Annotated in this window: 26 protein-coding genes and 1 pseudogene; 13 read left to right on the top strand and 14 right to left on the bottom strand. The window is 38.3% G+C overall.

Features of this window, described 5'->3' with window-relative positions:
• Positions 1 to 67 precede the first annotated feature (67 nt).
• Complete coding sequence (locus tag NYG85_RS04405; RefSeq protein WP_284937276.1) at positions 68 to 847, bottom strand: histidinol-phosphatase; 780 nt, start codon at positions 845 to 847, stop codon at positions 68 to 70.
• 108 nt (positions 848 to 955) lie between these two features.
• Complete coding sequence (locus tag NYG85_RS04400; RefSeq protein WP_284937275.1) at positions 956 to 2,236, bottom strand: major outer membrane protein; 1,281 nt, start codon at positions 2,234 to 2,236, stop codon at positions 956 to 958.
• Between the two features lie 136 nt (positions 2,237 to 2,372).
• Between NYG85_RS04400 and NYG85_RS04395 the strand changes: the two genes are divergently transcribed.
• Genes NYG85_RS04395 through nth form a run of 4 tightly spaced genes read left to right on the top strand, consistent with a single transcriptional unit; the run spans position 2,373 to position 3,882 of the window.
• Complete coding sequence (locus NYG85_RS04395; protein ID WP_284937274.1) at positions 2,373 to 2,594, top strand: type II toxin-antitoxin system HicA family toxin; 222 nt, start codon at positions 2,373 to 2,375, stop codon at positions 2,592 to 2,594.
• Positions 2,595 to 2,936: a type II toxin-antitoxin system HicB family antitoxin gene (locus tag NYG85_RS04390; protein WP_284937273.1), complete on the top strand. Its 342-nt coding sequence runs from the start codon at positions 2,595 to 2,597 to the stop codon at positions 2,934 to 2,936.
• Positions 2,937 to 2,959: 23 nt separating this feature from the next.
• A complete protein-coding gene (locus NYG85_RS04385) occupies positions 2,960 to 3,247 on the top strand; it encodes a virulence factor (RefSeq protein WP_284937272.1) in 288 nt (95 codons plus the stop codon).
• Between the two features lie 2 nt (positions 3,248 to 3,249).
• A complete protein-coding gene (gene nth, locus NYG85_RS04380) occupies positions 3,250 to 3,882 on the top strand; it encodes an endonuclease III (RefSeq protein WP_284937271.1) in 633 nt (210 codons plus the stop codon).
• A 157-nt stretch (positions 3,883 to 4,039) separates the two neighbouring features.
• Here the strand turns inward: nth and glyS are convergent, their stop codons facing one another.
• The 10 genes and pseudogenes from glyS to NYG85_RS04330 form a co-directional block, all read right to left on the bottom strand.
• Positions 4,040 to 6,055, bottom strand: a complete 2,016-nt coding sequence (glyS, locus tag NYG85_RS04375; protein ID WP_284937270.1) for a glycine--tRNA ligase subunit beta — start codon at positions 6,053 to 6,055, stop codon at positions 4,040 to 4,042.
• On the bottom strand, positions 6,052 to 6,180 hold the full coding sequence (locus NYG85_RS04370; RefSeq protein ID WP_284937269.1) for a hypothetical protein: 129 nt from the start codon (positions 6,178 to 6,180) through the stop codon (positions 6,052 to 6,054). The genes glyS and NYG85_RS04370 overlap by 4 nt, the downstream gene beginning before the upstream one ends.
• The gene (locus NYG85_RS04365; protein WP_284937268.1) at positions 6,180 to 7,064 is read right to left on the bottom strand and encodes an endonuclease/exonuclease/phosphatase family protein; all 885 of its coding nucleotides are present in this window, start codon (positions 7,062 to 7,064) and stop codon (positions 6,180 to 6,182) included. Before NYG85_RS04365 ends, NYG85_RS04370 begins: the two co-directional genes overlap by 1 nt.
• Positions 7,061 to 7,540, bottom strand: a complete 480-nt coding sequence (locus tag NYG85_RS04360) for a tRNA (cytidine(34)-2'-O)-methyltransferase (protein WP_284937267.1) — start codon at positions 7,538 to 7,540, stop codon at positions 7,061 to 7,063. Before NYG85_RS04360 ends, NYG85_RS04365 begins: the two co-directional genes overlap by 4 nt.
• Positions 7,540 to 8,373 (bottom strand): formyltetrahydrofolate deformylase, encoded by an 834-nt coding sequence (purU, locus tag NYG85_RS04355; protein ID WP_284937266.1) that lies wholly within the window; start codon positions 8,371 to 8,373, stop codon positions 7,540 to 7,542. The genes NYG85_RS04360 and purU overlap by 1 nt, the downstream gene beginning before the upstream one ends.
• Before the next feature lie 55 nt (positions 8,374 to 8,428).
• Positions 8,429 to 9,544, bottom strand: coding sequence for a tRNA nucleotidyltransferase/poly(A) polymerase-related protein (locus NYG85_RS04350; protein WP_284937265.1), 1,116 nt, complete (start codon positions 9,542 to 9,544; stop codon positions 8,429 to 8,431).
• Positions 9,504 to 9,668, bottom strand: a pseudogene (locus NYG85_RS12145) (CiaD-like domain-containing protein); the annotation flags it as partial. The pseudogene NYG85_RS12145 and the gene NYG85_RS04350, both read right to left, overlap by 41 nt.
• Before the next feature lie 152 nt (positions 9,669 to 9,820).
• Complete coding sequence (locus NYG85_RS04340; RefSeq protein ID WP_284937263.1) at positions 9,821 to 10,066, bottom strand: hypothetical protein; 246 nt, start codon at positions 10,064 to 10,066, stop codon at positions 9,821 to 9,823.
• Positions 10,066 to 11,127, bottom strand: a complete 1,062-nt coding sequence (gene leuB, locus NYG85_RS04335) for a 3-isopropylmalate dehydrogenase (RefSeq protein WP_284937262.1) — start codon at positions 11,125 to 11,127, stop codon at positions 10,066 to 10,068. The genes NYG85_RS04340 and leuB overlap by 1 nt, the downstream gene beginning before the upstream one ends.
• A 9-nt stretch (positions 11,128 to 11,136) precedes the next feature.
• Positions 11,137 to 11,619 carry a 3-isopropylmalate dehydratase small subunit gene (locus NYG85_RS04330; protein WP_284937260.1) on the bottom strand — a complete coding sequence of 161 codons (483 nt, stop codon included), beginning with the start codon at positions 11,617 to 11,619 and terminating at the stop codon, positions 11,137 to 11,139.
• Positions 11,620 to 11,841: 222 nt separating this feature from the next.
• Here NYG85_RS04330 and NYG85_RS04325 point away from each other — a divergent pair, with 222 nt between their 5' ends.
• The 6 genes from NYG85_RS04325 (at position 11,842) to NYG85_RS04300 (ending at position 14,034) form a co-directional block, all read left to right on the top strand.
• Positions 11,842 to 12,183 (top strand): hypothetical protein, encoded by a 342-nt coding sequence (locus tag NYG85_RS04325; protein WP_284937259.1) that lies wholly within the window; start codon positions 11,842 to 11,844, stop codon positions 12,181 to 12,183.
• Positions 12,180 to 12,596, top strand: coding sequence for an FAD-binding protein (locus tag NYG85_RS04320; RefSeq protein WP_284937257.1), 417 nt, complete (start codon positions 12,180 to 12,182; stop codon positions 12,594 to 12,596). Before NYG85_RS04325 ends, NYG85_RS04320 begins: the two co-directional genes overlap by 4 nt.
• Positions 12,597 to 12,712: 116 nt before the next feature.
• On the top strand, positions 12,713 to 12,841 hold the full coding sequence (locus NYG85_RS04315) for a hypothetical protein (protein ID WP_284937255.1): 129 nt from the start codon (positions 12,713 to 12,715) through the stop codon (positions 12,839 to 12,841).
• Between the two features lie 562 nt (positions 12,842 to 13,403).
• Positions 13,404 to 13,745 carry a hypothetical protein gene (locus tag NYG85_RS04310; RefSeq protein WP_284937254.1) on the top strand — a complete coding sequence of 114 codons (342 nt, stop codon included), beginning with the start codon at positions 13,404 to 13,406 and terminating at the stop codon, positions 13,743 to 13,745.
• A complete protein-coding gene (locus NYG85_RS04305) occupies positions 13,742 to 13,900 on the top strand; it encodes a c-type cytochrome (RefSeq protein ID WP_284937252.1) in 159 nt (52 codons plus the stop codon). The genes NYG85_RS04310 and NYG85_RS04305 overlap by 4 nt, the downstream gene beginning before the upstream one ends.
• A gap of 14 nt (positions 13,901 to 13,914) precedes the next feature.
• Positions 13,915 to 14,034: a c-type cytochrome gene (locus NYG85_RS04300; protein WP_284937251.1), complete on the top strand. Its 120-nt coding sequence runs from the start codon at positions 13,915 to 13,917 to the stop codon at positions 14,032 to 14,034.
• Positions 14,035 to 14,062: 28 nt separating this feature from the next.
• Here the strand turns inward: NYG85_RS04300 and NYG85_RS04295 are convergent, their stop codons facing one another.
• Positions 14,063 to 14,818, bottom strand: coding sequence for a Fic family protein (locus tag NYG85_RS04295; protein WP_284937250.1), 756 nt, complete (start codon positions 14,816 to 14,818; stop codon positions 14,063 to 14,065).
• Between the two features lie 48 nt (positions 14,819 to 14,866).
• On the bottom strand, positions 14,867 to 17,464 hold the full coding sequence (flgE, locus tag NYG85_RS04290) for a flagellar hook protein FlgE (RefSeq protein ID WP_284937249.1): 2,598 nt from the start codon (positions 17,462 to 17,464) through the stop codon (positions 14,867 to 14,869).
• Between the two features lie 117 nt (positions 17,465 to 17,581).
• Between flgE and NYG85_RS04285 the strand changes: the two genes are divergently transcribed.
• The 3 genes from NYG85_RS04285 (at position 17,582) to NYG85_RS04275 (ending at position 18,951) form a co-directional block, all read left to right on the top strand.
• The gene (locus tag NYG85_RS04285; protein ID WP_284937248.1) at positions 17,582 to 17,884 is read left to right on the top strand and encodes a c-type cytochrome; all 303 of its coding nucleotides are present in this window, start codon (positions 17,582 to 17,584) and stop codon (positions 17,882 to 17,884) included.
• Positions 17,885 to 17,987: 103 nt separating this feature from the next.
• A complete protein-coding gene (gene cuyB, locus NYG85_RS04280; protein ID WP_284937247.1) occupies positions 17,988 to 18,671 on the top strand; it encodes a cysteate racemase in 684 nt (227 codons plus the stop codon).
• 22 nt (positions 18,672 to 18,693) lie between these two features.
• Positions 18,694 to 18,951 carry a hypothetical protein gene (locus NYG85_RS04275; RefSeq protein WP_284937246.1) on the top strand — a complete coding sequence of 86 codons (258 nt, stop codon included), beginning with the start codon at positions 18,694 to 18,696 and terminating at the stop codon, positions 18,949 to 18,951.
• Positions 18,952 to 18,960 lie beyond the last annotated feature (9 nt).

Below are 18,960 nucleotides of genomic sequence, written 5' to 3'. Positions count from 1 at the left end.
TTAATTTTCGTATTCTATCATAGATTTTTATTTTTAAGTTAAAATTTATAAAAAAATCTCAATTATTTTAAAATTCTAAAAAAAATCTATCGCGATTTTTAAAACAAACAACCTTTGTAAAGCCGATTTGCCTAGCGATTTGTTCGCAAATTTCGCCATTTTGCCCTACCTGCCCTGGAGCGTGAGCGTCCGAGCCAAATGTGATAGGTATGTCAAGCTCATAAATCATCTCTAATAAAGCACGACTTGGATACTGCTCACACACTGGCTTTCTAAATCCAGCGGTGTTAATCTCAACTGCTAAATTTGCCTTTTTTATGGCTTTTAAGGCGTCGGTGGCTAAAATTCTAATGTCTGTTTTTGGTAAAAATTTAAAAATTTTAAGCAGGTCAAGGTGCCCAACAATGTCAAATTTAGCACACTTTGCAAGCTCATAAATACACCTAAAATACTCACGCCAAATATCATCAATATCGCGGTTTTCATACTCGCCAATAAATTCTGGATTATCAAATCCCCAGCCACCTAAAAAATGCACCGAGCCGATAAAATAATCAACCTTACGCCTAAAAACTCGCTCGTCCATAAAATTTTCTAAATAATCAACCTCATAACCAAGCAAAATTTCACACTCGTTTTTAAACTTCTGCCCTGCTTCACGCACCATTTTTTCGTATTTATCCATCTCATTCAAGTCCATTCTATACGCCGTGTCGTAGTTCATCGGTGCGTGGTCGCTGATACCAAAGAATTTTGTCTTGGCTTTTATGGCGTTTAGGATATACTCATCTATATTGCCTACTGCGTGTTTGCAAAGTGGAGTGTGGTTGTGTAAATCAACTATCATTTAATGGCTTTGTCGTGAAATTTTGGTAGATTATAGCATTTTTAAAATTTAGTATAAATAAAAAAGGGGCTTTTAAAAAGCCCCTGTGGTTTTTAGCGTTAAGCTAGATTAGAATGAGTATCTAGCCTCAAATCTATATCTTTGTGATTTCTCTTTATCTTGTTGAGCGTTATTTTTAAGCTCAGCAGCTGAATAATAAGTTGAGAATTTCAGCTTTTTGCTGTATGCATAAGATACGCTAGGCACGACCTCTTTGTATTTCTCTTTGCCGTTATTTCCTGCAAGTTTAACAGAGCCTTGAACATAATCAACACCAAGTCTAAATTTATCAAGTGTATAACCAGCTGTGATAAACCAGAAGTTACCTTTACCATTTACGAATGTATAGTCAAAATAATCAGAGAATTGCTCTGCTGGGCTGATTAGTGAGCCTTGATCTTCATAAGTGAAGCTTGTTGTGCCAGTAGCACCATTTCTCTCTTTTGCTTTCCAGCCTACATAGCCAGCACTTAGGTCAGCACCAAATAGCTCTGTGCCAAGCTCAGCAGCGTAGAATTTACCGTCGTTGTAAGTAGCGACAGTTTCTTTAAGTTTGCTATCAGCATCACTATTTACAAATTGGAATTTACCATTGATACCGATATCATCTGTTACTTTTACATCAGCACTTAGCTCAACAGCTAGTAGATCTACAACGTTTTCAAGTGTAGCATACCATAGTTGAAAACCGATAGGATCATATGAGCCAATAGCAGCTACGCCATAAAGGTTACCAGTTTTGTAGTTCTTATCACCAGCAAATGGTATTAAAGCACCATCTGTTTCGCCTGAATTTTCAAACGCATCAACAGCGATAGCAGCTAGGGCTAGACCAGTGATATCAGTATTTACTACCTTAAACGCTGTGCCTACCTCATCATCTGTAAAGTATGTGCCTAGCACTTGCTTACCAGCTGTGATTTCAGTGTTGCCCACTTTGTAGCCTACATAAGCTTGATAAACGCCAAATGTGCTATTTACGTTTGTGTTATCATAGCCACCAACGCCGTTAGTGCCTTGTCTTGCTGCTGTGTTATCGCCAGCATTGTATCTTAGACCTAAAACAGCATAGAAGTTATCATCTATTGTAGCTTTGAAGTTTGTTACGATTTTAAATTTGTGGTTTGTGCCTGTGCCTTCATCAGCATCTTCTCTATTTGACTTGTGGTGTTTTGTTGTTGTTGATGGATTACCCTCTGTGTATTTATTTGTAGAGTAATCATATCTATATCTAGCAAATCCGCTAACATCTACATCTTTAATAGCCTCTTCAAGTGGAGTAGCTGATGCTACGCTTGAAAACGCACCTAATGCAACCAAAGCCGCTAAACTAACTTTTGTTAATTTCATTTTTTCTCCTTTTAAAAAGTTGTAGCGGTATAGTATTAGAAAAATATTTAAAAATGACTTAAAATTTTAAAATTTGTTACCGATTATTTACCGAAAATAAAAAAATTGGTATAATTACGAGAAAAAAGGCTAAAATTTGTCAAAAATTGAAAAAATTATACAAAATATGAAAAATAATCCTAATAACGTTCGCTTTGAACTAATAGAAAGCGTTCTTAAAACTTATGGATTTAATCTAGTCAGAGTTAAGGGGTCTCATCATATTTTTAGTGATGAGATTAATACGATTACTATACCGTATCATAGACCTGTAAAGGCATTTTACGTAAAACTTGTTTTAAAAACGATAGGAGTATAAATGAAAGATTTGAGTTATTACCAAAATTTACCATATAAAATAGAGATAAAAAAGATACCTGATGATGAGGGTGGTGGCTGGGGTGCTTTTATGCCTGAATTTAATGGAGTTGCCTTGTTTTGGGGCGACGGCGAGAGTAGAAGCGAAGCGATAGATGAGCTAGAAAAGGCATTTAACGCAACAATAGAAACACTTTTAGAAAATGGCGACTTTATCCCAGAACCAAGCGATAAAAAGGTGCGAATAAACTTACCAAAATCGCTTGTAGATGAGATAGATAAGGTCAGTAAAAATCGCTTGGAGTTTATACAAAATGCGGTGATTAGGGCGTTAAATGGATAAATCGCAAAAAAACAGGGGGCAAAATGTATGCTGTAATTTTTGAGTTTGAGGCAAATTATCTTAGTGAAAATGGGGCAAATCCGCCCAAAGTATATGGCGAGATACGTAAATTTATGGAGCAACACGGCTTTAAATGGCAGCAGGGGAGCGCGTATTTTGGCGACGAGACAATAAATGCTGTAACCTGCGTAGCTACGGTGCAAATTTTAGCCAAACAAATGCCAAATTTTGCCAACTGCGTAAAAGATGTGCGAATGCTAAAAATTGAGGAGAATAACGATTTAATGCCTGCTGTAAAAGTTGTTTTATAAAAATGGATAAAAAAACAAGAATAAAACTTATAAAATCACGGCTTTTGGAGCATTTTAAGGATGCAAAGAGTGAGCTAAAATGGCGTGATGAATACGAGCTTTTAGTCTGTGTAATGCTCTCGGCACAATGCACGGATAAGCGTGTAAATCTAATCACGCCAGAGCTATTTAGGGCGTATCCGAGCGTGGCTGAGCTAGCAAATGCAAATCTAGCGAGTGTGAAAATTTTAATAAATTCGTGCAGTTTTTTTAATAACAAAGCCACAAATCTAATAAAAATGGCAAAGAGCGTTGTGGCTGATTTTGGCGGTAAAATCCCACTTGATGAAAGTAGCTTAAAATCACTTGCAGGAGTTGGACAAAAGACCGCAAATGTCGTGCTTCTTGAAGCGGTGGGGGCAAATGTAATGGCTGTTGATACGCACGTGTTTAGGGTGGCAAACAGACTTGATTTAAGCCGTGCAAAAACGCCAGAAAAGACCGAGATAGACCTAAAAAACGCCTTTAAAACGGAGCTAGGCAAACTTCATCAGGCAATGGTGCTTTTTGGGCGTTATACTTGCAAGGCTATTAATCCAAAGTGTAGTGAGTGCATTTTGGGCGATTTGTGTGGGTTTAAAAAGCCTAAAAAATAAGATCAAAATCGGCGTTTTAGCTTTGATTTACGGATAAATCTTAGCAAAAATAAATGTTTTTGATTTTGCTTAGGCTATAAATTTAATCTTTTTGCCCTTAAAATCGCCAAATCGTGCTAAATTTACGCCCATTTGTAAATAAATGGGCGTTTTGTGCTTACAAACTAATCTCTTTTATGTCGGCGATTTTTAGAAATTCATTGTAAATTTGACCGATGATTGCGATACGATTTGCCTTGATTTTTGGCTCATCGGCGTTTATCATTACGTTATCAAAAAATGCGTCAATTTGCGGTTTTAAGCCAAAAAGTCCGCTTAATTTTGAGTGTGCGTCGCCACCTTTTAGCCCCTTAAAACTATCATTTAGGGCTTTTTCAAATTCATTGCCAATTAAACTCTCATCAACACTTGTGATTTGGCTATCTTTGATGATATTTGCAAGGCGTTTGAAGGTGGAGAAATTCTCTTTAAATGATGGCTCGTTTGAGATTTTATCAAGGGCGTTGATATTTTCAAAAAGGCGTAAAATCTCTCTTTCATCGCTGTTTAGGCAGGATTTGATGATTGATGGATTTGTGCTAAAAAATGTGTAAAATCTATCAAGGATAAAATTTCTAAGCACGGCTAGGTCAAATTTGGCGTAATTTGATGAAATTTCGCCTAAAATTTCATCAATTTCAAACTCTAAATTTAGCGAAGTTGCGATTTTTATCACGCCGTTTGCAGCGCGTCTTAGGGCGTAAGGGTCTTTTGTGCCGGTTGGAATTTTGCCTACACTAAATAGCCCAACAAGCGTGTCAAGTTTATTTGCAAGTGCGACGACAGCACTAAATACCGAGCTAGGCACGGCTGAGCCCTCGCCGTCTGGCAGATACTGCTCTTTTATCGCCATTACAACCGCTTCGCTCTCGCCCTTTGCCCTTGCGTAGTAATGCCCCATAATGCCTTCAAGCTCGGTAAATTCATAAACCATAGCACTTGTTAAGTCAGCTTTGCTTAGCATTACAGCTCGTTTTAGCTTGTCTTTAAAGTCCGCTCCGACCTCGCTAAGAAGGGCTTTTTCGTATCGTTTGGCTAAAATTTCGGCGATTTTTAGCTCACGAAGCTCTTTATCATACATTGAGCCAAGCTCTTTTAGATAGGTGATGTTTTTTAGCTTTTCTGGACTAAAATCGCTAGCTAAATCGCTTTGCCAAAAAAACACTGCATCACTAAGCCTAGCTCGTAAAACCTTTTGGTTACCCTTAATAATCAACGTGTTATCATCGGTGATCGCATTTGAAACGACTACAAATTTATTTGCTAATTTGCCGTCTTTAAAGACTGGAAAGTAGCGTTGATTTTCTTTCATTGAGGTGATAATTACTTCGCTTGGCACGGCTAAAAATTCGCTCTCAAACTCGCCTAAAAGGGCGTTTGGATACTCAGTGATTGCCACGACTTCGTTTAATAAATCAGGGTCAATTTCAATGCTTATGCCACTTTTTTCTAAATTTTTAAACTGCTCTAAGATGATTGATTTTCGTTCATCTTGATTTAAAATAATGCCACGATTTTTTGCGCCGTTAAAATAATCACTAGCGTTTAAAACAGGCACTTTTTCATAGCCTACGCTTCGGTGTGGATAGGTTGATGCCTCGCTTTTAATGCCAAATTTGCTAAACTCAACGTTTTTATCGCCAAAAAGGCATAAAAACGACCGAACTGGGCGGATAAACTCAAACTCGCCCCTGCCCCAACGCATTGACTTGCCAAAATTTAGGCTAAGCAAGAACTTTTCAATCATATCGCCAAGCAAATTTTGTGTCGGCAAACCTTTGATTTGCTTCTCATAAAACAGCACATCTTTGCCATCAATCTCTTTAAAAACTAGCTCATTCTGGCTAATTTCGCACTTTTTAGCAAATGACAAAGCAGCTGGTGTAAAGGCGCCGTCTTTAATGGCGACGTGTCTTGGTGCGCCGATAAATTCGGCTTTTGTGTCGCTTTGAAATTCGCTAAAATTTTTATGAAAAAATACCAGACGGCGTGGCGTGAAATAAAAATCAAACTCGCTTTCTAAACGATACTCGCTTAAAATCGCCTGCCACTTTGCCTTGATATTTGGCAACTCTTTAAGAAATGGTATGGCAGGTAGCTCCTCAACGCCGATTTCAATCAATAACTCTTTCATTTTTTACCCTTTTTAAAATTTTCTCTTTTTTCGTTTCTATCTTGCATTTGAAGTGCAAATCCACGCACCAAAAACACCATAAAAATGATGAAACTTACTAGCATAAAAGTGTCTAAAAATTTCATCAAAACCTACTAAAAAAGCCACACGCCTTGCTCTTTTCATCTGAAATTTCAAAGATTAAAGGCAGGTGGTCTGAGTATAAATTTTTGCCGTTTTCATCTACTTTGGCTTCGTTATTTTCATCAACTAAGCCATCTTTGAAAACTCCAAAACTTTTGCAAACATAAAACAACTCGCCATTAAAAAAATCTGGCGATAAAAGCACGTGGTCAATCGCCCGTTTTTTGCCGTAACCAACGAAGCTAAAACGCTCTTTTGGCTCTAATTCACGCCATAAATTTGTAAATTTTTGGTTAATTTCAATTGGCGTTAGGACATTTTTTTTGCCAAACGGGGTGTTAAAATCGCCAAGTGCTATTGCGTAATTTTGCGAATTTAGAGCGTCAAACAGCACTCTTGCGGTCTTTTCTTGCACGGCTAAGCCGTTTTTAAAGGCTGGGAAGTGATTTACAAAAATGCTAAATTTTTTGCCATTTAGGCTAAATTCTTGCCTTAAAATATCTCTTGTTTTTACCCCTTTTACACCGATACATTGGGGCTTTGAGCTTGGTTTTATCTTTGAGATTATACCTAGTCCGACTGGCGAGTTAAAAGGTGAGCAAAAGCTAGTAAATTTATAATCTGTGCCTTTGATTAAGTCCTTTAAAACCGCTTCGTTTTCAATCTCCTCTAATGCGATAATATCGGCATTTATGGCATTTATGGCAAATTTTATGTTTTTTAGCTTATTTTCATACTCAGCCCTGCCCCAGCCAGTTTTAAAGTCCTTGTATTCGTTGCCGTTAAGCTTATCATCAAATAAATTCTCAACATTATAAGTTGCGATTTTTAGCGTGTCAGAAATGGCAAAAACGCAAAAAATTAGCGTGAAAAAAATGGCTCTCATACACTCTCCCTAAAATCAAATTCGCCGATATTTTGGCGTATGGCTTCATAAGCGACAATGCCAACACTCATCGCTAAATTTAGGCTTCTGCCATTTTTACCCATTGGGATTGTTATCTTATTTTGTGGGGTTAAATCCATAAGGTGGCTTGGCAGTCCAGTGCTTTCGCCGCCAAAAAATATAAAGTCGCCACTTTGAAATTTTGCGTTAAAATAAAGCTCGTTTGTCTTTGTCGTGGCGAAAAAAAATCTATCTTTGTAGGCTAAATTTTTATCTAAAAAATCATCTAAACTCTCCCAAATAACGGGATTTAGGCTCTGCCAGTAATCAAGCCCAGCGCGCCTTACTGCTTTTTCGCTTAAATCAAAAATGGTTGGTTTAATAATATGCAGTTTTAGGTTTGCATTTACACACATTCTGCCGATAGCTCCGGTGTTTTGTGGGATTTGAGGGCTAACTAGGACGATGTTAAACATTAAAAAATCACGACCTTATTTTCATTTATAAAAAGCCTATCTTCAAGGGCTAAGTCAAGCGCCTTTGCTAGGACGTTTTTCTCACACGCCCTACCAGCACGCTGCATATCTTGCCAGCTCATTTCGTGATTTACATTTATGACATCTTGCGTGATTATCGGGCCTTCATCAAGGTTTTCATTGACAAAGTGAGCGGTTGCACCGATAATTTTTACGCCACGCTCATATGCTTGTTTGTATGGATTTGCTCCGATGAAAGCTGGTAAAAACGAGTGATGAATGTTTATGATTTGATTTGGGTAGTGGGCTACGAAATTTGGGGTTAAAATTCTCATATATTTTGCTAAAACTGCGTATTTAAAACTATATTTACTCATCACGTTTAGCACTGCCTCTTCGTGTGCTTCTCTGCTTAAACCCTCAGCACTAACAAACTCAAAAGGTATATTAAAACGCTCAACTAGGCTTTTTAAAATTTCGTGATTTGCTATGACTGCTACGATATTTGCATTTAGTTCGCCACTATCAAATTTTATGAGTAAATCACCTAAACAATGACTCTCTTTTGTAGCTAAAATTATGATATCTTTTTTTGTTTTTTTAGCACAGCTAACAACAGCACCGCTAGGCAAAACAGCTTCAAGAGTGCCACAAAATTCACTCTCATTTAGCTCTCCGCTAAGCTCAGCACGCATAAAAAACATTTTATTTTGCTTATCAACAAACTCGTTGTTAGTTTGAATATTTAGCCTATTTTTAAAAACAATGTCTGAAATTCGGTAGATTAAGCCCTTTTCATCGGCACATTTTATCTTTAAGATATACTCGCTCACTCGCTCGCCTTTAAGATTAAAATAAAAATGGCTGATTTTAGCAAATTTGGGCTTATTATAGGCTTTTGTGTGCTAAAAATTTTGCGATTTCACGCTCTTTTAAACGATTAATCTCTTGTTTTAATAAATCGCCTTTTAAGCCACTTTTTACAAGCTCTTGTGGATTAAAGCTGATTTTTTGCTCGTAAATTCCAAGCTCTTTTGCCCTTTTTATGCGTCCTTCATCATAGCAACCTAGCCACGAATTTAAGGGCTTTTTTAGGGCTATTGTAGCTAAATTTTCATCGCTTATCTCGCCAATAAAAAACGGCTCATCTTTTAATAAAAAATAACTTTTTGGCAAGTTTAAATTTCTAGCTGTCGCCTCTAAATTAATATTTGCAAAATTTGCCAATAGATAAAAAAATAATCGCTCATCTTTTATAAATTTTTTTGCGTTTTTTACCAAATTTAAAAAAGCATCAAAATCTGGAATTTTGGCATTAAAAATGGTTTTTAAAAGCCCAAGTTTTTCTAAATAAAAAGCACCAACCTCTAAAAATGGGGCTTTAAAAAATTTTAAAAGCTCTGTGCTAACTCTATCTTTGCTTAAATTATCAAGACTTAAATTTTTCATTAATTTAATGGTTTTTGGGGCAATTTTTAGATTAAATCTAGCACAAAACTGCACGCCACGAAGCACACGAAGTGGGTCTTCAACAAATTTTTCATCATCAATGTGGCGTAAAATTTTAGCCCTTAAATCAGCCAAACCGCCCCAAAAATCAAGCACTTTGCCATCAAATAAATTTATCATTATGCTATTTATCGTAAAATCTCTACGCTTTGAGGCAGTTCGCTCGTCCTGCGTCAAACTCACGCTAAAATCGGTGTGTTTTTGCCCAGTTTTGCTCTCAATCCTGCCTAACCCAATGTCAATATTTTTAAATTTATAGATAAAAAAACTCTTGCCAACGCCGTTTGCACCGAGTTTTTGCATAATTTCATCAAATTTTAAAATATCAATGTCAAAAATTTCAACATCAAAATCGCTACTCTCTCGCCCCAAAAACGCATCTCTAACGCAACCGCCGACTAGATAAATGCGTTTTGTGTGGGGCGAGAAATGCTCTTTAAGTAGCTCTAAATCGCTATTTTTTAAGATTGTCAAGTCTGTTTTGAATGCTAGCAAGGGCGAATTCTAAAAACCTTAACGTAAGGTCTAGCCTGTGTTCTAAATTTTGCTTTGGAGTTTGATTTAGCCCCTCAAAAAGCACCTCAATTCGCTCATTTAGGTTGTTTAAAAATATCTCTTCGCTGCCGACATTTTCTTGATTTGTCGGTGTTTCTGGCTCTTTTTTCTCATCGCTTTGGCGAATTTCGTAAGCTGGTTTTTGCATTAAATCAATGCTGTTTAGCTCGGCACTAACCTCATCTATCGCCATTTTAGCTATCTCATCAAGTCTATTCATAATCTAAGTAACCACCTTTTAAATTCATTAACCTCTTCTGGCGTGTTTAAATTTATAAAAAACTCCTTCATCTGCTCGTTTTTTATCGGTTTGCTCTTTCTAACGCCACTTAGCCTGTAAATGGCTAAGAGAGCGTCCTTGTTTGAAGGGTCGTTTTTAAGTATGTTTTTATACACCTCTAAGGCATCATCTTTTAGCCCTTGCGACTCGTAAATTAGGGCTTTTGTGATTGTATTTAGCATTAAATTAGCCCGGCTATTACGCTACCCATTTCGGCTGTGGTGCAAATCTCTTTTGCGTCGTAAGCTGAAATATCTTTTGTTCTATAACCTTCGCTAAGTGCCTTTTTGACGGCTTCTTCAATGGCACTTGCTGCCTCTTCTTCATTTAGGGCGTATCGCAACATTAAAGCGCCGCTTAGGATTGTAGCGATTGGGTTTGCTATGCCTTGTCCGGCAATATCTGGTGCTGAGCCGTGAATAGGCTCGTAAATGCCGACTTTACCGCCCATTGAGGCACTTGGTAAAAGTCCGATTGACCCGCAAATCATACTTGCTTCATCGCTTAAAATATCGCCGAATAAATTTTCAGTTAAAATCACATCAAAATAGCGTGGATTTCGCACAAGTTGCATAGCGGCGTTATCAACATACATAAATTCTAAACTGACATCAGGGTAGTTTTTAGCCACTTGACTAGTTACTTCACGCCAAAGTTGGCTAGTTTCTAGCACGTTTGCCTTATCTACCATACAGACCTTTTTGTTGCGTTTTAGTGCTGCTTCAAAGGCGATTTTTGCAATTCGCTCAATCTCGGCCTTTGTATAAATCATCGTGTTAAAGGCACTCTCATCTTTTTTCTCGCGTGGCTGCCCAAAATACAGCCCACCGGTGAGCTCACGAACGACTAAAATATCAACATCTCTAACAACCTCGCTCTTTAATGTGCTAGCGTTTATTAGCTCATCATAAATCACGGCTGGACGCAGGTTTGCAAACGCTCCAAGCGATTTTCTAATCTTTAAAAGTCCGCTCTCTGGGCGTTTATCACGTGGCAGGTTATCCCACTTTGCCCCACCGATAGCTCCAAAAAGCACAGCGTGCGAATTTAACGCACTTTCAAGTGTTTCATCTGGCAGTGGCTCGCCAAAAACATCATAAGCACAGCCACCCATTAAGCGGTGGTCGTATTCAAGCTCAAAGCCAAATTTATGACTAACAGCGTCAAGCACTTTTATCGCCTCATCAACAATCTCAGGTCCAATGCCGTCGCCCTTTATCACACAAATTTTATACGTTTTCATTAAAATTCCTTACTTTATACTTGTTTTTGCGTATTCAATCAAGCCGCCACTTTTTAAAAGCTCCTGCATAAACTCAGGTATCGGGCTAAATTTATACTCTTTGTTGCTAGTTTTATTTAAAATCACGCCGTTATCAAGGTTAATTTCAAGCAAATCGCCCTCGTTTATCTCGTCCGTTTCTTTTATTTCTAGGATTAAAAGTCCGGTATTAAAGCTGTTTCTGTAAAAAATTCTTGCAAAACTTTTTGCAATTACTGCACTAATCCCAGCGGCTTTTAGTGCAAGTGGAGCGTGCTCACGAGAGCTACCACAGCCAAAATTCTCACCAGCTACGATGATATCGCCACGTGAAATTTTTTGCGTGAAATTTGGGTCAGCGTCCTCCATAATGTGCTTTGCAAGTTCGTTCTCATCAGATGTATTTAAATACCTAGCAGCGATAATTATGTCCGTGTCAATATTATCGCCAAATCTCCATACTTTTGCGTTCATAAAATGCCTTTTTTAAAAATTTCGGCAGATTTTAGCAAAAAAGTCCTAATCAAATTATAAAGGCAAAAATTTTTGATTTATAAAAAATATTATTTATAATAAATTTTAAATTTAAAATTAATAACCAAAGGCGTAAGATTTGCTAACGCAACTAAATTTTAAGGGGGTAGAGTAAATAAAATTTCAAGAAGAGCCTTCTTACAAGGCTCAATCATCACGGCTATGTCGCTTAGTTCGTTCTCTTTTGGCTCTGATAGCAGTTTTGCTTACACTCATATTTTTTACGATGAGGGTAATAAAATGAGCGAAAATTTTGCTAGAAATTTCGCAAGTAAAGATAGCAAAATTTTAAAGATAAACGGCGATATTAGCAGGTTTTACACGCAGTTACTTAGCGATTTTAAGGGCGATGTATGCATTGCTGGACTTACTAGCAATGAGAGCTATTTTGTCATTTCTCAAATCGCAAAGGATTTTAAAATTTTGCCATTTTACAAAGATAAAAAATCATCACTTTGTGCGTGGGCAATGGGTAAAAATTTACAAAAAGGAGCGGTATTATGATACTTCCAGTTGGTGTGAGTGAGAAAAATTTTAACGAAGCGGTGGCTAAATTTGAAGAGGCTATCGGCAAAGAGTGGGTCTTTAAAAGCAATGAGGACGTTAGGCTTTACAGGGACGCTTACTCGGCTGAATGGGACGAGCCTAGTAAGCCTATCCCAAGCCTTGCCCTAGCCCCAAAAGAGGTAAGCCAAGTCCAAGCAATAGTAAGGATAGCAAACGAATACAAAATCCCGCTATTTCCAATCTCAACAGGTAAAAATTTAGGCTATGGTGGTAGCGCACCAAACAGGCGTGGTGATGTCATTGTGGATTTAAAGCGAATGAATAGGTTGATGATAAGCGAAATTTTTGCATTGTTGAGCCCGGAGTTACCTATTTTGAGCTTTATGGATACTGCCAAAAAAATGGACTAAAAGTGTTCTTAGATATACCAGATCCGAGCTGGGGCAGTCCGGTGGGTAACGCGCTTGATCACGGCTGGGGCTACACATATGGTATGTATAGGGATCACTTTGGCTAGCACTGCGGTATGGAGGTGGTGCTACCAAATGGCGAGCTTTTACGCACTGGTATGGGGGCTTTGCCAAATGCAAAGACCTTTGCTGAAAATAAATACGGATATGGTGCTTACATTAATGGGCTTTTAGATGATGCCTGAACCTGAATACTACGCCCTAATCTCGCTAAGCACACCAAAAAGAGAGGATATAATCCCAATAATTGATAACCTAAACTACCTTGAAGACTCATTTATCATCGGCTAGCCACTTTATAGAAGCCCTTTAAATCCGCCTTATGGCAAGGCGATGAATGCCGAATTAAAAGGCTATCTAACAAGCAAGGGCGGTAAGCCAGATCTAAATAAAATTCAAGACTACGCCCTAAGAAACAAAATCCCTTACTAGCAGATAGATATACCATTTTACGGCAACAAAGATACCGTTTATGCAAATATCGCCTACGTTAAAGAGCGGTTTAAAAATGTCAAAGGGGCTGAGTTTAAGATGATACAGGAATTTAAGCTACCCCTAACTGATGAGCAAAAGTCGCAGGTTAAGCACAAAGTATCGCTTGGCATTGCAAATATGGAGATATTTTGACTTAGCACAAGGGGAGAAACCTTTGACGGACACGTTTGGTTTTCGCCAGTAATACCACGTGACGGCAGGGAGCTTTTAAAGTGTCAAGACGCTTACATTGACGTATTTTACGAGCTTGGTATGCCCTCGCCAATAACGCCGTTTGCACACCCTAGAAGCTGGATGTATAGGGCGTTTTGCTTTATGCTTGGCTTTGCAAATTCAAGAAGCGATATAGAGCATAATAAAAATATGCGAAAAGCATACCGAAAAATGGTAGAAGTAGCCGCTAAAAACGGCTGGGGCGATTACAGGGCAGCACCAACATTTCAAGATGATGTGATGAATGCTTATTCGTTTAATAATCACATTTTAAGGCGGTTTATTGAGCAGTTAAAAGACGCCATTGACCCAAACGGCATAATCGCACCCGGACGTGGCGCGATATGGCCAAAAAATGTGCGTGAAGGGGGCAAAAAATGAGAAAATTTATAGTATTTTTAGCAGTTTTATGCAGTTTTGCATTTGGCGAGAGTAAGAATTTTAAAAAGGGTAAAGCGGTTTATGATACTTGGTGTATCAGCTGTCACGGCGTAAAAATGACAGGCACCAACGCACTTGCCATACTCCACTGCTAACAGAGCGAAAGGATATGTCAAAAGAGATGATTGAGTTTTTTGTAAGAAACGGCAAACATAGTATGCCATTTTTTAGAAAGACCGAGATAAACGATGAGGAGCTTAAAAATTTAAGCGAGTATTTAAGCAAATAAAATCTGCCCTTTTGGGCAGGTTTATGCTTTACTGCCTTATGATATCAAGCATAAATTTTGTTGTCTCTTTTACGTTTTCTTGTATAAAAGCGATGATTTTATCAAAATTATTAGACAAACCAACACTCTCTAAGGCATCATAATACTCAACTCTGTCATCTTTTTTAATGATTGCCATAGGATAGCCTGATTTTAGCAACTCTGTATTTAGCAAAAGTCTTGCTGTCCTGCCGTTGCCGTCAATAAATGGGTGTATCCTTACAAATTTTGTATGAAGTAAGGCACTTCTTACTACTGGGTGCATTTTTTTACTCAAAGCTTCATTGTGCCAAATTATTAAATCATCCATATCTTTTTGGATTAAAAGCGGTGGCGTGGTTTTATGGATTGAGCCAGTTATGGCTACTGGCACACGCCTATAAATTCCAGCACTATCTGAATTTTGTGTCCCTTTTAAAAGCAAATAGTGAAAATTTAAGATATCTTTTTGCATTAAACTCGCCTTTTTTTGCACTAAATCATTTAAAAATAATATGGCTTTTTGATGATTTATGATATCTAAGTGGTCTTTAAATGGTTTGCCTTTTGCCGTAAGTCCATTTTCAAGCAAGACCTTAGTTTCAGATAAAGTAAGTAAATTCCCCTCTATTGCGTTACTCTCTTGATTGTATCTAAGCATTAGGTTTGATTGTAAAGATTTAGCCGTCTCTTTTGGCAAAGGTCTATAACTATCAAGCTCCTTTTTTAGTGTTTCAAGCTCGTAATCTACTTTAAATTCATACATATTTTTTACCAAATATATTTAAAATTTTCTGCCTATTTAGGCAGAAAATTAATTTTTAAGTTGAAGTAGTGTGTTTAGCATTTCATCACTGGTTGTGATTGTTTTTGAGTTGGCTTGAAAGCCACGCTGGACGACTATGAGCTGGGTTAGCGCACGGCTTAAATCCACGTTGCTTTGTTCTAGTTTTGCGGCTGCTATTGAGCCTTTGTTACCGCTACCAGCTACGCCTACGACAGCTTCGCCAGAGTTTGCAGTTTGAGAAAAGACATTACCGCCTTCGGCTTGTAAGCCTTCGTTGTTTGTAAATGTCGCCACCGCTACTTTTGCAAGTCCAAAGCTCTGTCCGTTTGTAAATGCTCCAATTATCGTGCCGGTTTCATCTACTTTGATATCTTTTAGCGTGCCACCTTCATAGCCGTCTTGATTGATATACTCGGTATTTGAGTCCTTATCAAAGCTTGTTAAGCCGTTAAAGTCGGTATTTAGACCGAAATTTAACTGCACAGATTGACCTGCTTGTGAGCCGTTATTTGCAGTAAATGTAAATCCGGCTGGGTTAAATGATGCTAATGCACCATTTGGGCCAAATCTAAGTGAGCCAGTGATTACATTTCGTGGGCCTTCGCCTGAGAAGTTTATTTCAGCAGGTTCAGGCACTTGGATTACCATATTCCACTCGGTTCCGCCGTCGTTTGTCGTGCCGACCTTTGCCCATTTGATATTTACGGTGTGTTTTGAGCCAAGCGAGTCGTGAATTTCTATCGTTGAGCCGTGGCTTGACATCATAAATGATGAGCTTGTTCTTATGGCTTGACCCGGGCTTAGTGAGCCTTCTAGCGAGCTCATCATCGTTGTTAGGCGGACATTTTCGTTTATGGCGGCTGTATTTGCTGAGGCTGGTGTGGTTCGCCCAGTGACGCTAATGTAAAGGGCTTTATCCATTACGCCATCAGCTGGGTTTGCTAGCTCAAACTGACCTTTTGTATTTACCTTAAAGGTTACGCCGTTGTTGTAGTCATCAAAGCTAGCTAAATTCACAATGTAATCACGCGCCTTTGTAGCAGCGTCGTTATGGTTATCCCCTGCATTTACGTTTCTATAATAGGCTGATAGGTATTCTTCTTTAAAAGCCGAGAGTGCTTGGGCGGCTTGTTTTTGTGCGTTTGTTGCGTTTGCTTGGTTTGCTGTATTTTGAGCATTTGTTATAGCTGTTTCTATGCCAGTTGCTAGGTCTGCTTCTGTTGCTGGCACTTGTAAAGCATTCTCTAATGCTGTTTTTACAGCGGCTGCATCAAGCCTTACATTACCGCCATCGCCGTCATAATCTACATATTTTCTAGCGTCTTCTTGCATAGCACGGCGTAAATCCTCTGTGGTGTTTATCTGTCTTGGAATTTTATCATTATAGCTATGCACAGCTGTGATTGAGGTGGTTGAGTAGGTGTATTGATAGGCTGTGATGACGTCTAGGGTTTTTACACCTGTTACAGCGTCAGTTTTAACATCGGTATTATTAGCTAAACCAGTCGTATCTCCACCATTTATCGTTAGGTGGATATTTTTGCTCTGCTCTGTTGTGTTTGAGTTGTTTCGGTTTATTAGCGTTAGGCGGTTGCCTTCTGAAATTTCAGCTCTGACGCCGGTTTTATCGTATTGTTCGTTGATTTTTGCGGCTACATCGGTAATGCTTTGAATAGCCCCAGTGCTTTGGATTTGCACGCCATTTAGCGTGATATCTAAATTTACAGCTTGTGCGGTAAATACGCCGTTTGCACCGACTTGTCCGTATCTACCGATAAATGCTGGGTCGTTTGAGCCTAGTGTAAATTTACTCGTTTCAGCGTTTGCGTAGCTTACCCAAATGCCTTGATCTTCACGAAGTGCTATGCCATTGCCCACCTCATCAAAAAGCACACCCATATCCACGCCACGCTCGGTTAGCACCTGCTCGTTTTTGCCGTTTGTGTAGAATTGATTGCTATTTACGTCATTTTCTTGATGAATTTCAATAGCGTCTAAAACGCCATCATTATCGTAATCTCGCCCATTTGCCACATCATCAAGCGAGTAAATTGGGGTGCTTCTATTGCCGATTGAGTTACCGCTATCTAGGTTGGCTTTGACATTTATCACGGTTGAGGCACGTGCTGGGGTGGTAAGTCCTTCACGAATTACGATATTTTTAATCGGCCCGGTTGCGTCAATGTTATTTGTATCCTCATCTCTTGTCCAGCCCTGCACGATATAGCCACTATTATTTACAAAATTGCCATTTCTATCACGCAAAAAGTCGCCGTTTCTGGTGTATAGCTTTGTCTTACCGCCATCGGCTGAAACGATGAAAAATCCATCACCTTGAAGTGCTAAGTCGGTGTTTTTATCGGTTGATTGAAGTGTGCCTTGGCTAAAAATCCTAGTAGTTGAGTTTATGCTCGTGCCAAGACCTATTTGCATTGGATTTTGACCGCCAAGCTCGCCTTGTGGGGCTGTGGCAATGCGTGGAGTTTGGCTTAAAATATCGGCAAAATTCGCACGAGAATATTTAAAACCAACGGTATTTACGTTTGAAATGTTATTACCCTCTACGTCCATAGCTATCTGGTGGGCTTGAAGTCCAGTCACACCAGACCAAAGTGATCTCATCATAGGTTATCCTTTTAAAATTGTTTTAGCAATTAAGCAAAAGGTGTTCCAAAAATTTGTATTGCTAAATTTACCTTTTTTATATTATAATGCAAGAATATTTTTTAAAAAGGATAAAAAATGAAAAAAATTCTTGTTATTTCAGGTGTTGTTGCAGCTCTTGCAACTGGTGCTCTTGCAGCTGATGGTGCTACGATTTATAAAAAATGCGTTGCCTGTCACGGAGCTAAGGCTGAAAAGTCTTTTAACAACAAAGTCCCAGTGCTTACAACCCTAAGCAAAGATGAGATTGTAGCTTCTGTGAAGTCTTACAAAGAGGGTGCAAATAAATTTGGTATGGGTGCTATGATGAAACCTATCGCAAACCCACTTAGCGATGATGATATCAACGCAGTTGCTGAATATATCCAAACTCTAAAATAATCCACTTGGGCGAATTTTCGCCCAAAATCTCTTTAAATTTATCTGCTTTTTTGTTTTAAATGCTAAAATTAGACCATTAAAATTTTATTTTAAGGATAATTTTATGAAAACACTCGGTATTATCGGCGGTATGGGACCGCTAGCGACCATTGATTTATACCAAAAAATCATCTCTTTAACCCCTGCAAAATGCGATCAGGAGCATATTCACGTTATTATTGATAGCTATGCTCAGATTGAAGATAGGACAAAATTTATAATGGGCTGTGGCAATAGTCCGCTAGATAAGCTGGTTGAGAGTGCAAAACGCCTAAAAAACGCTGGTGCAGACGCTTTGATAATGCCTTGCAATACCGCTCATTTTTTTGCAGATGAGATTGAAAAAATGGCAGGTGTTACGATTTTACACATTGCAAAAATCGCCGTAAATGCTTTGCAAAACGCCTATCCTGATGCAAAAGATATAGCCATAATCGCCACGAGCGGGACAAAAAAGGGAGAGGTGTATGATAAAATTTTAAACGAGCGTGGGCTAAATAGCGTGGGCTTTACAAACGAGCAACAAAATGCCCTAATGGAGTGCATTTACAGCGGTGTCAAAGCTGGTAAAACTGCTGATTACGTGGGGCTTTTTAACAAAACGCTAAGCCAGATAAAGGCGGACGCTTATGTCGCTGCTTGCACTGAAATTCCTATGTTTTTACCAACGCTTGATAAACCATATAAATTCATAGACGCAACATATGAGCTGGCAAAATTTGCGGTTGGTTATGCTTTAAATGATTGAAATTTTCAAAAAAAGGTAAGAAATGACAAACGCAACTATACTTCAAGCACAAAATTGTTTTGCTTTAAGAAGTGAATTCATTAGTTCTATAAAAGAAATTTTTGATGAGAAATTTAACATAACCCAGCTTGATGATAAAAAAACTTTACAAACCAAATTAAATCAAACTGATACAATTAAATTAAAAAATATAGTCAAACGATTAGATAAGGGCGAACTAAAATTCTACTCTGATGATAAAGTCGCCGACCGCTTAGCAAAAAAAGGATACAAGTGGTGATTTTTCAGC

The sequence above is a fragment of the Campylobacter gastrosuis genome, assembly GCF_030249845.1.
GTDB lineage: Bacteria > Campylobacterota > Campylobacteria > Campylobacterales > Campylobacteraceae > Campylobacter_A > Campylobacter_A gastrosuis.
The sequence above is the reverse complement of the archived record's forward strand: the minus strand, read 5'-3'. Positions and strand labels throughout refer to the sequence as shown.

What these genes read in the sequence shown, in the direction of transcription:
- NYG85_RS04370 (WP_284937269.1), bottom strand. Translation starts at nt 6,180, where the DNA reads ATGAAATTTTTAGACACTTTTATGCTAGTAAGTTTCATCATTTTTATG.
- NYG85_RS04320 (WP_284937257.1), top strand. Translation starts at nt 12,180, where the DNA reads ATGATACTTCCAGTTGGTGTGAGTGAGAAAAATTTTAACGAAGCGGTG.
- NYG85_RS04330 (WP_284937260.1), bottom strand. Translation starts at nt 11,619, where the DNA reads ATGAACGCAAAAGTATGGAGATTTGGCGATAATATTGACACGGACATA.
- NYG85_RS04285 (WP_284937248.1), top strand. Translation starts at nt 17,582, where the DNA reads ATGAAAAAAATTCTTGTTATTTCAGGTGTTGTTGCAGCTCTTGCAACT.
- glyS (WP_284937270.1), bottom strand. Translation starts at nt 6,055, where the DNA reads ATGAAAGAGTTATTGATTGAAATCGGCGTTGAGGAGCTACCTGCCATA.
- NYG85_RS04275 (WP_284937246.1), top strand. Translation starts at nt 18,694, where the DNA reads ATGACAAACGCAACTATACTTCAAGCACAAAATTGTTTTGCTTTAAGA.
- leuB (WP_284937262.1), bottom strand. Translation starts at nt 11,127, where the DNA reads ATGAAAACGTATAAAATTTGTGTGATAAAGGGCGACGGCATTGGACCT.
- NYG85_RS04310 (WP_284937254.1), top strand. Translation starts at nt 13,404, where the DNA reads ATGCCCTCGCCAATAACGCCGTTTGCACACCCTAGAAGCTGGATGTAT.
- NYG85_RS04340 (WP_284937263.1), bottom strand. Translation starts at nt 10,066, where the DNA reads ATGCTAAATACAATCACAAAAGCCCTAATTTACGAGTCGCAAGGGCTA.
- NYG85_RS04315 (WP_284937255.1), top strand. Translation starts at nt 12,713, where the DNA reads ATGGAGGTGGTGCTACCAAATGGCGAGCTTTTACGCACTGGTATGGGG.
- nth (WP_284937271.1), top strand. Translation starts at nt 3,250, where the DNA reads ATGGATAAAAAAACAAGAATAAAACTTATAAAATCACGGCTTTTGGAG.
- flgE (WP_284937249.1), bottom strand. Translation starts at nt 17,464, where the DNA reads ATGATGAGATCACTTTGGTCTGGTGTGACTGGACTTCAAGCCCACCAG.
- NYG85_RS04365 (WP_284937268.1), bottom strand. Translation starts at nt 7,064, where the DNA reads ATGAGAGCCATTTTTTTCACGCTAATTTTTTGCGTTTTTGCCATTTCT.
- NYG85_RS04295 (WP_284937250.1), bottom strand. Translation starts at nt 14,818, where the DNA reads ATGTATGAATTTAAAGTAGATTACGAGCTTGAAACACTAAAAAAGGAG.
- NYG85_RS04325 (WP_284937259.1), top strand. Translation starts at nt 11,842, where the DNA reads ATGTCGCTTAGTTCGTTCTCTTTTGGCTCTGATAGCAGTTTTGCTTAC.
- NYG85_RS04390 (WP_284937273.1), top strand. Translation starts at nt 2,595, where the DNA reads ATGAAAGATTTGAGTTATTACCAAAATTTACCATATAAAATAGAGATA.
- NYG85_RS04305 (WP_284937252.1), top strand. Translation starts at nt 13,742, where the DNA reads ATGAGAAAATTTATAGTATTTTTAGCAGTTTTATGCAGTTTTGCATTT.
- cuyB (WP_284937247.1), top strand. Translation starts at nt 17,988, where the DNA reads ATGAAAACACTCGGTATTATCGGCGGTATGGGACCGCTAGCGACCATT.
- NYG85_RS04300 (WP_284937251.1), top strand. Translation starts at nt 13,915, where the DNA reads ATGTCAAAAGAGATGATTGAGTTTTTTGTAAGAAACGGCAAACATAGT.
- NYG85_RS04400 (WP_284937275.1), bottom strand. Translation starts at nt 2,236, where the DNA reads ATGAAATTAACAAAAGTTAGTTTAGCGGCTTTGGTTGCATTAGGTGCG.
- NYG85_RS04385 (WP_284937272.1), top strand. Translation starts at nt 2,960, where the DNA reads ATGTATGCTGTAATTTTTGAGTTTGAGGCAAATTATCTTAGTGAAAAT.
- NYG85_RS04405 (WP_284937276.1), bottom strand. Translation starts at nt 847, where the DNA reads ATGATAGTTGATTTACACAACCACACTCCACTTTGCAAACACGCAGTA.
- NYG85_RS04360 (WP_284937267.1), bottom strand. Translation starts at nt 7,540, where the DNA reads ATGTTTAACATCGTCCTAGTTAGCCCTCAAATCCCACAAAACACCGGA.